Source organism: Thermincola sp. GK-1, from assembly GCF_059412445.1.
On the sequence record NZ_JBSQAT010000005.1, the window covers coordinates 15,796 to 28,510 of the forward strand.

Genomic DNA, 12,715 nt, shown 5'->3' on the forward strand with positions numbered 1-12,715 from the left:
AAGGTAATAAATTCCTTTTTAAATCCTCAAATTTCTACAATCACTAGTAATTATTTTACTGCCTCAAAAGCTCTGTAACTGGCCTGTATGGTCCGCTCAATATCCTCATCGGAATGGGCAAGCGATACAAAAGCTGCTTCAAATTGAGAGGGAGCTAAATACACACCCTGCTCCAGCATGGTACGGAAGAAGGTGGCGAACTTATTGGTATCGGAGGTCGCTGCCGTTTTGTAATCAACTACTTCCACATCGGTAAAGAAAGTACATAACATAGAACCGACACGGTTAAAGCAGGCTTTTACACCCACTTCTTCAGCTGCTTTTTTAAGCCCGGCAGCCAGTTTGGCGGATTTTTCTTCTAGCTCTTCATAAACACCTGGTTGCTGCAACAGCTTCAATGTTGTAATTCCGGCCGTCATAGCCAAAGGATTCCCAGACAAAGTTCCGGCTTGGTAAACAGGTCCGGCCGGCGCTATCATTTCCATGATTTCTTTTTTACCGCCATAGGCGCCAACGGGTAAGCCGCCGCCTATTATCTTGCCAAGACAGGTAATATCCGGGTCAATGTTGTACTTGACCTGAGCTCCACCGTAAGCAACCCGGAACCCGGTCATAACCTCGTCGCAGATAAACAATGCGCCATATTTCCGGGTCAGTTCACGCACGCCTTCCAGATAGCCTGGTTTTGGCGGTACAACGCCCATATTCCCCGGTACAGGTTCTAAAATAACGGCGGCAATGTCGTCGCCTTCCAGTTTGAAGATTTCTTCCAGCATATCCAGGTCATTGAACTGAGCGGTTATGGTGTTACCGGCGATGTTTTCAGGAACGCCCGGACTAGTGGGGACGCCATGGGTTAAAGCCCCGGATCCGGCCTTTATCAACAGGGAATCGGCATGTCCATGATAACCGCCTTCAAATTTAACAATCTTATTACGTCCCGTAAATCCCCGGGCCAAGCGGAGAGCGCTCATGGTCGCTTCCGTTCCGGAGTTAACCATACGGACCATTTCTACGGAAGGGAGAGCTTCTACTATCAGTTTAGCCATTTCCGTTTCCAGCTCCGTAGGTGCCCCATAACTGGTACCTTTTTCCAGGTACGCTTTTAATGCTGCAATTACTTCCGGGTGCTGATGGCCCAAAATCATGGGACCCCATGAACCTACGTAATCTATGTACTCATTGCCATCTACATCATAAATTTTTGATCCCTGTGCCCTTTCTATATAAACAGGATTCATACCTACGGATTTAAAGGCACGCACAGGACTGTTCACGCCTCCGGGTATGTAATTTTTTGCTTCCTCAAAAAGCTCTGATGATTTTTGGTAACCTTTATGCATGCTGCGGACCATCCTTTCCTGTAAAAGTATTATATAAGTATTTAAAGCCGGCAGCAATAAAAGAACTTCGGACAATTCTAATACTGCCACCGGCTGCTGTCATACTTATTCTTCCATAAAATACTTCATACTATCCTTCTTTAATTCAGCTGTACTATACAACAAATCATACTTTTTAATACCGGTCCTTTCGGCAATCCTGGCCGCGGTAGCTTCACATTCCTCTTTACTCAGGCCATGTACCATAGTAAACATATTATACGGCCAGCCCGGGTACCTTGGCCGCTGGTAACAATGACTGACCTCAGGAAAACCGGCCATAATAGCGCCTACTTCCCTGGTCTTTTCATCCGGAACGTCCCATACCACCATGGCATTGGCCGTAAAACCAACCTCCCGGTGCCTTAAAGCCGCCCCGAACCTGCGGATAATACCTTTGTCAACAAATTCCTGAACCTTAGCTAACAATTCTTCTTCGGTAATACCTATTTTATCGGCAATAACCTTGTATGGCCTGGATGTTAACGGTAAATCTTCCTGAAGCTCTCGAATTATCTGCTTGTCCAACTCAGTAAACATCATTACACCTCATTCAGGTTAAAGTTTACCTTGATTTTGAAAAAGTTTATGGCCGGCAGGTTTATTAAATCCTTAATCCCGGTGCGCCGGCGCATCTCTTCCAGGATATCCTCCGCGGCCTGGCTGCTTGGCGCAATTAGAGTAAACCACATGTTATATTCATGCTGGCGCAGGTAGTTATGGGTTACCCCAGGGTAACTGTTGATCAGTTCAGCAACTTCGTCAATTCGTTCTTCAGGAACTTTGATGGCACATAGGGTACTGAAATACCCCAGTTTTTTGGAGTCGAAAATACCTCCGATGCGGCGGATAATTCCCTCTTCTTTAAGCTTCTGCAGGCGCGAAATTACGTCTTCTTCGGTGGTCCCTAAAGTTAGCGCCAGTTCCTTGAAAGGTTCCGGCGTTATGGGAAAGTTACTCTGAATAAGGGTTAGCAGCTGTTTGTCCAGGCTATCCATAACTAATACCCTTTCCTTCCGTGGTATAAGCACCATGGCTCTTCGGCCATGTAATCGCCATCGTGATAGAATGCTGCCCGCGCCCGGCAGCCGCCGCAGATTTTCTTATAACCACAGGTGCCGCATCCACCTTTATAATCCATCGTCCTCAGGGTTTTAAACACTTCACTGTTGGCCCATATTTCACTGAAAGGCGTTTCACGAACATTGCCAATCTCCATATCCATATAAGCGCAAGGCTGTACCTTGCCTTTCGGGCTGATAATGCAGTAAGATATGCCGGCCAGGCAGCCGCGGCCAAAGCGCAGGTCCATACCCATTTGCTTGGCTATTCTCATAAACTGCGGCGCACAGGTAGGCTTGAGTTCAATATCTACCTCCTGCTGTTTTTTCATAATTCTGGTCAGGATGTTTTCGTACTGCTCAGCCCGTAAAGATTCTTCCTCAATATTTTTTGCCCTGCCGGTCGGTACAAGGAAGAAGAAATGATGAGCCTTGGCACCGATCTCTACGGCAAAATCAGTAATGGCCTCAGCTTCGTCGTAGTTCCAGTCCATCAAAGTGGTATGAACCTGAAACGGAACTCCCGCATCGCGGCAGTTAATCATGCCCTGTACCGCCCCATCCCAGGCGCCTTTAAGCTTCCTGAGATTGTCATGTTTCTCTTTATCCAAACTGTCCAGACTGATACCAACCCCCATAACACCCAGCTCTTTAAGCTTCTTGGCCACATCCGGGGTAATCAGGGTTCCATTGGTGCCGAAAACAGGATGCAAACCTAATTTTTTAGCGTGAGCCACCAGATCAAAAATATCTTCTCTCATAAAAGGCTCGCCGCCGCTGAAAATCATTATCTTAAAGCCCGCTTTGGCGATTTCATCAAGTAACGCCTTACCTTCTTCCGTATTTAATTCCTCAGTGGCTTTGGCGCCGGCATCGCGGTAGCAGTGGTCACAATACATATTGCACTGGTTGGTCGTATTCCAGGATACAATCATTTTATTTATCCTCCTTTAACCACTTAGCCACGTCTTTGGCGTGGTAAGTGATAATAATGTCTGCACCCGCTCTTTTCATACCGGTCAGAGTCTCTAAGACCACTCTCTTTTCGTCTATCCACCCATTTTGGGCAGCTGCCTTAATCATAGAATATTCCCCACTGACGTTATAAGCCGCCAACGGCATCCTAAACTCCTGCTTCAGTCTGTACATGATATCCATATAAGCCAAAGCCGGTTTAACCATAATAATATCTGCGCCTTCCTCCACATCCAGCCGGGTTTCCCTGATGGCTTCATCCCCATTGGCCGGATCCATCTGGTAACCCCGCCGGTCGCCGAACTGGGGAGCAGATTCAGCCACATCCCGGAAAGGACCGTAATATGCGGAAGCATACTTGGCTGAATACGACATAATGGGAATGTTTTCAAAACCATTGGCATCCAAAGCTTCCCGGATAGCTCCCACGCGCCCGTCCATCATATCGGAAGGAGCAACCATGTCTGCCCCGGCCCTGGCGTAAGAAAGAGCAATTTTAGCCAGAACCTTCAACGTCTCATCATTTATAACATTCCCTTTTTCGTCCAGAATACCGCAGTGGCCGTGGCTGGTGTATTCACACATACAAAGGTCCGGAATAACCAGCAGGTCAGGATATTCCTTTTTAATAGCCCTGATAGCCCTTTGGACAGCCTCTTCATCATCATAAGCAGAAGAACCTTTTTCATCCTTATAGGCTGGGATGCCGAATAAAAGGACAGCCGGAATTCCTAATTCCACTATCTCCTTACATTCTTTCAGAATATTATCCACCGACATCTGAGCAATTCCCGGCATTGATGCCACCGGGTTAATAACATTTTCGCCGTTGGTAACAAACAGGGGATAAATCAGATCATCAACAGTCAGTTTATTTTCCCTAACCATGCGGCGCATAACCTCGTTAACACGTAAACGCCGCATTCTGGTAATAGGAAATGCCATACTGTTCACCTCTTTACGCAATGCCAATTTCTTCGTCGGTCAGGTAACAAGCGGGATCGGACTCCCAGAAGTCTCCGGTTACGGCTTCTGCCCGAGCCCGGAAGTTACCGTTGCAGACGTTCAGCCATTTGCACTTGGCACAGCGTCCTTTTAATAATGGCTTCCTGTCCTTTAGACCGGCCAGAATCGGGTTAGACATATCGGTCCAGATTTCACCAAATTTACGTTCTTTAACATTACCAAAGGTATGGTTTTGGGTGAATTGGTCCGGGTGTACGTTGCCATACCAGTCAACATCACCGATAGCAATACCTGTGCGGTTGCCTCCGTTAGTCATCATCAGCTCATAAGCCCGGTCAGCTAATTCGGGATATTTTTCTTTAGCCCGCAGGTACATGTATACCGCGTCGCAATGGTTGTCCACGGTAAGAATCTCTTTTTGCAGACCGCGGCGGTGGAAATCAATGGTCCTGTCCATAATCAGGTCCATAGCCGCTCTGGCTTCTTCCCTGGTAATGTCTTCCTTGACCATTTCGCTACCCCTGCCGGAGTATACCAAATGGTAGAAGCATACACGGGGAATACCTTCTTCCTCTATAAGGTCAAGAATATCGTTCAGGGCATGAATATTATGGCGATTAATGGTAAAACGCAGGCCAACCCTCTGACCAATTTCAAGGCAGTTTCTGATACCCCGCAAAGCGGCATCAAAGGCGCCCGGGTGTTTACGGAAATTGTCATTGTCCTCTCTTAAACCGTCAAGGCTGATACCCACATAACCTACACCAATCTTCTTGATTCTTTCGGCAGTTTCTTTATCTATCAAAGTACCGTTAGTGGAAATAGTGGGGCGAATGCCTTTGCTGGCCGCATATTCGGCAAGCTCGAAGAAATCAGGGCGAATTAAAGGCTCGCCGCCGGAGAATAATAATACGGGCACTTTAAATTCAGCCAAATCGTCAATGAATTTCTTAGCTTCCTCAGTGGTCAGCTCGCCCTCAAATTTTTTGGCGTCAGCATGGGCATAGCAGTGGATACACTTGAGATTACAGGTTCTTGTTGAATTCCATACAACCACAGGTCCCATACCGTGAGTGGTACCATGTTTGGCGCCTTTTGTATCCGCAGCGTAACGCAAGGTATCACCGAAATAACTTTCTCCGCATAACAGTTTTGTAACGCTAATCACGGGAGATCCCCCTTTACATTAAAAAATTATTGTTCATAAAAAGTTTTTCATCAGGCATACACCTAATATTAAACCTTATTGAACACTTTTCAAAATGGCCTCAACCAAACCGTCGATTGTGTATTCCTGTGCTTCCACATCCACGCGGATCCCCAGTTCCTTGGCCGTATTAGAGGTAATGGGACCAATGCTGGCTACCGTAACATCAGCCAGTAAATCCTGTAAATTCGGTGCATCAAGCATTTGGACAAAGTTTTTCACCGTAGAAGAACTGGTAAAAGTCAATATCTGCAGTTTCTTCTCGGCTAACATATCCCTGAGCAATTGAGCGTTACCTGCGCCCATCACTGTTTTATAGGCAACAACTTCCTCAACTTCAGCGCCCAATTCTTTTAAAGTATCGGGAATAATCTTTCGGGCAATGTCAGCTCTAGGCAAGAGAACCTTCTTGCCGGACATATCCTCGTTTTTCAAGCCTTCAATAATTGCCTCGGCCCGGTATTCATTGGGTACAAAATCGCACCTCAAGCCGTATTTTTCCAGTTCTTCCCGGGTCTTGGGCCCAATAGCACATAAACGAATTCCTTTTAAATCCCTGATATCTTTGGTCTTATCATTCAATCTTTTGAAAAAAGATTTAACGCCATTTACACTGGTCAGAATAATCCAGTCGTACTTTTCTATTTCTTCAATGGCCCTGTCCATGGGACCGAAATCGTCGGGTTCAGCAATATCGATAGCTGGAAATTCCCATGGCTCGCCCCCCAAGGCTTCGATTTTCTCGGACAGAGCGCTGGCCTGCTCCCTGGAACGAGTAACCAATACCCGTTTGCCGAAAAGCGGCTTCTTTTCAAACCAGGATAATTTATCCCGCAAGGTAACAACTTCCCCGACAATAATGATGGCCGGGTTCTTAAACTCAGCAGCCCTGGCTTTATCCACAATGTCAGCCAACGTGCCTACCAGGGTTTGCTGTTCAGGCCTGGTCCCCCAGCGGATCAAGGCAATGGGTGTATCTGCGGGGCGACCGTTGGCTATGAGCTTGTCTACAATATGAGGCAGGTTCGCCATCCCCATATAAAATACCAATGTCCCTATCCCTGTAGATACCTTACTCCAGTCAATAGAGCTATCTTCCTTGGTGGGGTCCTCATTCCCCGTAATGATACCCAGGGTAGAGGTAAAATCACGGTGGGTAACGGGAATACCGGCATAAGCAGGGACGGCAATACCGGCAGTTATGCCCGGTACCACTTCAAACTCAATGCCGTACTCAATCAATTTTTCTGCCTCTTCGCCGCCGCGTCCGAAAACATAAGGGTCACCGCCTTTTAGACGGGCAACGTTTTTACCTGCAAGGGCTTTTTCCACCAGAACCATATTAATTTCGTCCTGCTTTAAGGTATGACGGTCCGGTGATTTTCCCACATAAATAAGTTCGGCATCCGGCCGGGCATAGGTAAGCAGCCTGGGGCTGGCTAACCGGTCATAAACTATAACATCAGCCTTCTGAATGCACTCCAGACCTTTTACCGTTATCAGTTTGGGGTCTCCCGGACCGGCTCCGATTAAATATACCTTTCCTTTTGCCATATTTATTCAAACTCCTGTCTTACAGATTTTAATATCTCTAAAGCTCCCATATCTAGAAGCTTTTCAGCAAGAGCAACGCCCAAAGATGCTGCTTCCGAGGCAGGTCCTTCCACCCGGGAGCGGAGCAGTTCTTTTCCGTCCAGGCTGGCTACCACACCTTCCAAAGTCAGCCTGTCTCCTTCCACTCTGCCCAGCGCTCCGATGGGAATCTGGCACCCACCTTCCAGCTTTTTCAGCATTGCCCTTTCTGCCGTTATTGCGGCGGCAGACGGACCATGATTCAACTTGTCAACTATCCTGGATACCTCTTCATCGCCTTCTCTGATTTCAATACCTATGGAACCCTGACCGACAGCAGGCAAACATACTTCAAAAGGTATACGCTGGGTAATCCTGTCAGCCCAACCAAGTCTTTCAATACCGGCAGCAGCCAGAATAATACCATCCAGATTCTCCCGCTCCAATTTGGCCATGCGAGTATTCAGGTTGCCTCTCAGAGAAATAATCTGTAGGTCAGGCCTGTATTTCAGCAGTTGAGCCGTCCTACGTAAACTACTGGTACCGATCCTGGCTCCCTGGGGCATGTCTTTTAAAAGGATACCGTCCCGGGCGACTAAAACATCCCTTGGGTCGTGTCTTTCACAGATAGCCCCTATCTTAAGTCCTTCAGGCAGTACTGTAGGCAAATCCTTCATACTGTGTACGGCCAAATCTATTTCATTCCTCAGCATGGCAAATTCAAGTTCCTTGGTAAACAGGCCTTTATCGCCAATCTTGGCCAATGCCACATCAAGGATTTTATCGCCCTGCGTCTTCATGCTGACTATTTTAAAAGTATAGTCCGGATTAAGTTTCCGCAGGTTATCGACAACCCAGTTGGTCTGCCACATGGCTAAGGCGCTGTCCCTGGTACCTACCACAATTTCACGTGCCATATCCAATCCTCCATATCTTAATCTGGATAAACCTTATGCATCGCACCGGACTAACCTGTATGAGATTGTCCGGCTTGGCCATGGCCGGCAGCAGCCCTTTCTGCCTGCAGATCCCCAGACTGCGGTTGCCCTGTTTGTCCCTCCAGTATCTTTTGGCCCGGCACATCAAGGTTAAACAGTTTTTGTAGAATTTCAGTATATAAATGTCCCTGATGGGTAGGAGCGTAATGCTTGAGCTGAATAACAGGGTCGTGGAGCAATTGATTAACAATTGAGTTAGCCATGGAACTGATTACCTTTTTTTCCCGGTCCGTCAGGTTACCCAACCTGTTAAAGGCCCTGGTAATTTCTTTTTGCTTGATCTCCTCGCCCCGTTTTTTCAAAGCAGCAATTGTCGGAGTGGCAAACTGGCTGCTTAACCATTTCCAGAATTCATCAATTTCGTTTTTGATTATTTTTTCTGCTTTCCGGGCTTCTTTTTCGCGTTGGGACAGATTGCTGTCCACAACATTCTTTAAATCGTCGATATCATAGAGGGAAACGCCCTCAATAGAACCGACCGCAGGGTCCACATCCCTTGGTACGGCAATATCTATAATAAACATCTTCTTGTTGTTTCTTTTCTTCATAACATTTTCGATATCCTGGGGTTTGAGGATGTAATGAGTGGCTGCCGTAGCGCTAATGACAATATCTGCAGTTTCCATGTAGGTAAACAGCTCGTCGAACTTCACGGCTTTACCGCCAAATACCTTGGCCAAGCAAACAGCCCGGTCGTAGGAGCGGTTCGATACCATTACCGTTGTAACCCCATTGGCCACCAGGTGTTTGGCCGTTAATTCACTCATTTTACCGGCGCCTACAATTAAAACAGAACGACCCTGAATGCCGTCCTCGAATATCTGCTTGGCCAGTTCCACAGCAGCGTAACTGATGGATACGGCATTCCTGTCAATCTCAGTTTCTGTCCGCACTCTTTTACCCACTGTAATTGCCCTGAGGAACAAGGTATTCAATACCCCGTTTGTCGCTCCCAGTTCACAGGCTATCTCGTAAGCCCGTCTTACCTGGCCAAGAATCTGGGTCTCCCCGAGAATCATGGAATCCAATCCTGAAGCTACGCGGAACAAATGGTTGATGACATCAAACAGGGTATAATTATACAGATAGTTCTGTATTTCACTTGCGGACAAACGGCAACGCCTGGCAAGAAACTCCCTGATTCCTCTGAGCCCCTGTTCCACATCCAATACGGCGGCATATACTTCTGTCCTGTTACAGGTAGACAGGATGGCGCAGCCGCGTACTGCCTTAATTTTCTTGACTTCTGCCAAAGCCTCTGCTAAAGAATGTTCAGGAAAACTGAGTTTTTCTCTGATTTCGACGGGAGCAGTCTTATGGTTGAGTCCTACCACGATTAAGTACATGGTTAATCCGCTCCTTTATCTTTTCTTCATTTCCCTCTTTAATCAAGTTAATAATATCTGAATTAACAAGGTCTTCAAACATTTGACGTCGCACCGATTCATCCGGCACGGAACTGATAATTTTCCGGCGCAAATCACCCATGATCTCCAGAAATTTCGCATACTCAGGACCATACTCCTGTTTCAGCTTTTCCTTTATTTTTCTTGCCAACACAGGACTATTCCCATCGGTAGAAATACTGATAGACAAAGCGCCCTGACGGACAACGGCCGGAACAATAAAATTGCATTTCGGTGGGTCGTCCACAATGTTCACCAGCATATTTCGTTCAAAACAATCATCGGCTATCCTCTGATTGGTTTTTTCATCATCCGTAGCTCCAATAACGAGGAAAGAGCCTTCCAAATCGGTAGTGGTATAAGTCCTCCGGACAAAAGTAATTGCCCCCTCCCAGGCTAGCTGTTCCAAAGCAGGGGTTACCTCCGGGCTGACCACATAAACCCTGGCCCCACACTCAAGTAAAGAGCGAACCTTTCTTTCGGCTACCTTTCCTCCACCTACCACAAGGCATTTTTTGTTCCTGAGATTCAGATAAATGGGATAGAAGTTATACATTACAGCCCTTCCCCTAATTTAATTTTTTACAACAAAAAAGGGTCTTTTTTTCCAGCATTCCACATTTACCTGCTTTCTTGCTTTCGACCCTTGTACAAATTATAACTTAAAAAAATTACTCGACCAAGGGTAAATGTTTTCCAAGAAAACAAGCAAAACGAAAGAATTCTAAGTTTTTCACGTCAATACCAATGCCTGGAAAACAGAGACGGAAGTCATGACCAGGCCGGTCATGACTTCTGGTTTAGAAAATTAACGCGTAGCTATGCAGACCGGGCAAGAAATAGTTTACGCCAAAGAAGGTGAATAGAACGGCGACAAATCCGATTACCGCCATAAGAGCAGCCCTCCTGCCTTTCCAACCATAGGTAAAGCGGGCATGCAGGTAAGCGGCGTAAACCAGCCAGGTAATCAGCGACCAGGTTTCCTTAGGGTCCCAACTCCAATATCTTCCCCAGGCAAATTCGGCCCATATGGCGCCGGTAATTATAACCAGGGATAATAACGGGAACCCAAAAGCTACAAAACGGTAGCTTAATTCATCCAACATTTCAGCCTTAGGCAGCCTTTCATTTAATAACCCTTTGGAATTTGATTTTTCAAGGTTTTCTTTAATCAGGTACATTACACCGATACCAAAGGAAACTGCAAAAGCGCCATAGGAAAACATAGCGGTTACAACGTGGAAGGTCAACCAATTACTCTGTAGAGCAGGGAATAGGTCCCCGGGCGCTCTTTGGTCTGCGGGCATAATCATCATTACATAGGCCAGCAGGAGCCAGGCCACAGGCAGTGTAAAAGAACCGATAACCTTTAACTTATATTTGAATTCGGCAAAAAGGTAAGCAATAACGATTCCCCAGGAGAATGACATCAGGAATTCGTACCCATTTGCAAAGGGGGCATGGCCTGACACAATTGTCCTGATCACCAGCGCTGCCGAATTAGCTATAAAACCGATAATTGTAACAACAGTTGCTCCTTTACCCACGGGTTCGCTTTTGTTAATCAGGTAAGCAATATACAAAACAGATGCCACCAAATAAGCGCCGAAGGTTAAATAAAACAAGACATTTTCCATTTGTTCCAATTGTGTAAAATCCACTGTTGCTCCCCCCTTATTTATTTTCTTTAACAGTTCCTACGATCCGGTTGAACTCTCGTTCGAAAGCCAGTTTGTTTTTCAGAGTCATACCGCCAATATCGACCACAGCTTTTCCGGCTTCCTCAGAAATAACAGCCCAAATCTTGCGTTGCTGGATAACAAAAGATAATGTTATCCCAAATACCAGGAGACCGCATCCCAACCAGACAACAGGTACCCCCGGATCTTTTTTTACTTGCAGTCCGGTATATTCCCTGACGGCATACTTGGTGAACTCCAGAGTACCACCGGCCACCTCCACAGGGGTATTTAGTTTGGCCACATCCATGGCAACAGACTGCTGTCCCTGGAAGATTGCATAAACCACAGCCGGGTTATTGGGGTTTGGCGACTTGGATTCAGTACCATACTGAGGATCGTAATCAGGAATAAATTTGGCCACCTTAAGGCTAAACCCTGTTCCGGGCAAAGCCACTACTCCGCCTTCATAGGTGGATATCTCCTGGGTCTCACCCGATTTAGTCTTAAAGGTTCCGCTGATATCGGTAACTTGTCCGTAACTGGATTGGTAAAAGACAATTCCCTTGTATTTCAACGGGTCATTGACTTCAATGGTTTTTTTCAGAACCTCGTCGCCGTCATCGATCACTGTCAGGTCACTGAAATAATCCTTGGGCATACCGTTGGGTCGCATTTCAACCCGGAAATCGTCCACCCTAACGTCGAAATAATCGCTGGGGTCTACGTTTTTAATACCCTGCACATCACCCAGGTTAAAGGTTTCTCCTTCCAAGGCATTGATAAACCCGTTAAACCCGTAAAGGTTCCCGATAATGGCGCCTATGACGATAACGATAAAAGCTATATGGCTGATAAAGGAGCCCCATACCCCGAAACGCCCTTTATCGGCAGCTATAAAAACCTTTTCGTCAACCCGTTTACTGTTTACCCGGTAACCATGACCTTTCAGCGCACTTTCCAGTGTGTTTTCTGCACCGGAAACAGTTGATTTGATTTTTGCCGTAGCGGCGTACTTCAGTTTCTTGACAAATCCTTCGTTGAAATCAGTTTTTGGAGGCTCCATGGCCTTAAGAAGACCCTTGAACCTGGCTACGCTGCATATAAACAGGTTCATCGTCAGCATAAACAACAAAAACCTGAACCACACGGTCCGGTAATACATATATTCACCTGTATTGGGATCGGGCTCCATCAGGGTCCCTACTATAGAAACAACAGCGATGATAATCAGCAGAAAAATCCCCAGTTTCATAGAACTGAAAAAGCGCCAAATAGCATTAACTATGCCTCCACCCTCGTCTTTTGGTATAAGTTCTTCTTCCATCGGTTCCGCATTTTGTTTCTTTTTTGCCACACTATCACCCTTCCTGTATTCCATTTAATTACATGTAATATAATGGTGTTATGAAACGGACTAACTTGTAATTTATTCTATATAAATGGGATTATTCCTCCTTTTTAACGGG

General features: G+C 46.3%; 12 protein-coding genes. All 12 read right to left on the minus strand.

The window, feature by feature from the left end:
* Positions 1 to 50 precede the first annotated feature (50 nt).
* The 12 genes from hemL to resB all read right to left on the minus strand — a co-directional run bounded on the left by hemL (position 51) and on the right by resB (position 12,603).
* Positions 51 to 1,343 (minus strand): glutamate-1-semialdehyde 2,1-aminomutase, encoded by a 1,293-nt coding sequence (hemL, locus tag ACSNJE_RS06235; protein ID WP_495252315.1) that lies wholly within the window; start codon positions 1,341 to 1,343, stop codon positions 51 to 53.
* Between the two features lie 105 nt (positions 1,344 to 1,448).
* Positions 1,449 to 1,922 carry a siroheme decarboxylase subunit beta gene (gene ahbB, locus ACSNJE_RS06240; RefSeq protein WP_013120024.1) on the minus strand — a complete coding sequence of 158 codons (474 nt, stop codon included), beginning with the start codon at positions 1,920 to 1,922 and terminating at the stop codon, positions 1,449 to 1,451.
* A 2-nt stretch (positions 1,923 to 1,924) separates the two neighbouring features.
* The gene (gene ahbA / locus ACSNJE_RS06245; RefSeq protein ID WP_495252220.1) at positions 1,925 to 2,380 is read right to left on the minus strand and encodes a siroheme decarboxylase subunit alpha; all 456 of its coding nucleotides are present in this window, start codon (positions 2,378 to 2,380) and stop codon (positions 1,925 to 1,927) included.
* 2 nt (positions 2,381 to 2,382) lie between these two features.
* Entirely contained in the window at positions 2,383 to 3,378 is a 996-nt protein-coding gene (nirJ2, locus tag ACSNJE_RS06250) for a putative heme d1 biosynthesis radical SAM protein NirJ2 (RefSeq protein ID WP_495252221.1), read from the minus strand.
* A 1-nt stretch (position 3,379) separates the two neighbouring features.
* On the minus strand, positions 3,380 to 4,363 hold the full coding sequence (gene hemB / locus ACSNJE_RS06255; protein ID WP_013120021.1) for a porphobilinogen synthase: 984 nt from the start codon (positions 4,361 to 4,363) through the stop codon (positions 3,380 to 3,382).
* A 13-nt stretch (positions 4,364 to 4,376) separates the two neighbouring features.
* Positions 4,377 to 5,552 (minus strand): putative heme d1 biosynthesis radical SAM protein NirJ1, encoded by a 1,176-nt coding sequence (nirJ1, locus tag ACSNJE_RS06260; protein ID WP_495252222.1) that lies wholly within the window; start codon positions 5,550 to 5,552, stop codon positions 4,377 to 4,379.
* Between the two features lie 75 nt (positions 5,553 to 5,627).
* Positions 5,628 to 7,145, minus strand: coding sequence for a uroporphyrinogen-III C-methyltransferase (gene cobA, locus ACSNJE_RS06265; protein ID WP_495252223.1), 1,518 nt, complete (start codon positions 7,143 to 7,145; stop codon positions 5,628 to 5,630).
* Positions 7,146 to 7,147: 2 nt separating this feature from the next.
* A complete protein-coding gene (gene hemC, locus ACSNJE_RS06270; protein WP_052216406.1) occupies positions 7,148 to 8,080 on the minus strand; it encodes a hydroxymethylbilane synthase in 933 nt (310 codons plus the stop codon).
* A 50-nt stretch (positions 8,081 to 8,130) separates the two neighbouring features.
* Positions 8,131 to 9,507, minus strand: coding sequence for a glutamyl-tRNA reductase (gene hemA, locus ACSNJE_RS06275; protein WP_495252224.1), 1,377 nt, complete (start codon positions 9,505 to 9,507; stop codon positions 8,131 to 8,133).
* Positions 9,476 to 10,123 carry a precorrin-2 dehydrogenase/sirohydrochlorin ferrochelatase family protein gene (locus ACSNJE_RS06280; protein ID WP_013120016.1) on the minus strand — a complete coding sequence of 216 codons (648 nt, stop codon included), beginning with the start codon at positions 10,121 to 10,123 and terminating at the stop codon, positions 9,476 to 9,478. The genes hemA and ACSNJE_RS06280 overlap by 32 nt, the downstream gene beginning before the upstream one ends.
* Positions 10,124 to 10,367: 244 nt before the next feature.
* Entirely contained in the window at positions 10,368 to 11,228 is an 861-nt protein-coding gene (gene ccsB, locus ACSNJE_RS06285) for a c-type cytochrome biogenesis protein CcsB (protein WP_474658458.1), read from the minus strand.
* A 13-nt stretch (positions 11,229 to 11,241) separates the two neighbouring features.
* Positions 11,242 to 12,603 carry a cytochrome c biogenesis protein ResB gene (resB, locus tag ACSNJE_RS06290; RefSeq protein WP_474658457.1) on the minus strand — a complete coding sequence of 454 codons (1,362 nt, stop codon included), beginning with the start codon at positions 12,601 to 12,603 and terminating at the stop codon, positions 11,242 to 11,244.
* Between the last annotated feature and the right edge of the window lie 112 nt (positions 12,604 to 12,715).

What these genes read in the sequence shown, in the direction of transcription:
- hemL (WP_495252315.1), bottom strand. Translation starts at nt 1,343, where the DNA reads ATGCATAAAGGTTACCAAAAATCATCAGAGCTTTTTGAGGAAGCAAAA.
- ahbB (WP_013120024.1), bottom strand. Translation starts at nt 1,922, where the DNA reads ATGTTTACTGAGTTGGACAAGCAGATAATTCGAGAGCTTCAGGAAGAT.
- ahbA (WP_495252220.1), bottom strand. Translation starts at nt 2,380, where the DNA reads ATGGATAGCCTGGACAAACAGCTGCTAACCCTTATTCAGAGTAACTTT.
- nirJ2 (WP_495252221.1), bottom strand. Translation starts at nt 3,378, where the DNA reads ATGATTGTATCCTGGAATACGACCAACCAGTGCAATATGTATTGTGAC.
- hemB (WP_013120021.1), bottom strand. Translation starts at nt 4,363, where the DNA reads ATGGCATTTCCTATTACCAGAATGCGGCGTTTACGTGTTAACGAGGTT.
- cobA (WP_495252223.1), bottom strand. Translation starts at nt 7,145, where the DNA reads ATGGCAAAAGGAAAGGTATATTTAATCGGAGCCGGTCCGGGAGACCCC.
- hemC (WP_052216406.1), bottom strand. Translation starts at nt 8,080, where the DNA reads ATGGCACGTGAAATTGTGGTAGGTACCAGGGACAGCGCCTTAGCCATG.
- hemA (WP_495252224.1), bottom strand. Translation starts at nt 9,507, where the DNA reads ATGTACTTAATCGTGGTAGGACTCAACCATAAGACTGCTCCCGTCGAA.
- ACSNJE_RS06280 (WP_013120016.1), bottom strand. Translation starts at nt 10,123, where the DNA reads ATGTATAACTTCTATCCCATTTATCTGAATCTCAGGAACAAAAAATGC.